Origin of the sequence: Carboxydothermus islandicus, assembly GCF_001950325.1 — a bacterium.
Lineage (GTDB): Bacteria > Bacillota > Z-2901 > Carboxydothermales > Carboxydothermaceae > Carboxydothermus > Carboxydothermus islandicus.
Genome location: NZ_BDJL01000119.1, coordinates 1 through 241, shown reverse-complemented (window position 1 = coordinate 241; position 241 = coordinate 1). Strand labels below are relative to the sequence as shown.

The window sequence follows — 241 nt, the reverse complement described above, 5'->3', positions numbered from 1 at the left end:
TCAGACCCGGGAGCATATTTTGTTAGCCCGTCAGGTAGGAGTTCCCTACATTGTGGTATTTTTAAACAAAGCGGACATGGTAGACGATCCGGAGTTAATGGAGCTTGTAGAGATGGAAGTGCGGGATCTTTTAAGCACGTATGAGTTTCCCGGGGACGAAGTACCGGTGGTAGCAGGATCGGCGTTAAAGGCATTAGAGTGTGGCTGTGGCAAAGAAGATTGTCAGTGGTGCGGCAAGATC

At 49.4% G+C, this 241-nt stretch carries 1 protein-coding gene; it reads left to right on the top strand.

What is annotated here, in order from left to right; translation table 11 throughout:
• The coding region (locus tag ciss_RS09855) for a GTP-binding protein (protein ID WP_235837289.1) at window positions 1–241 on the top strand (241 nt) is incomplete at both ends.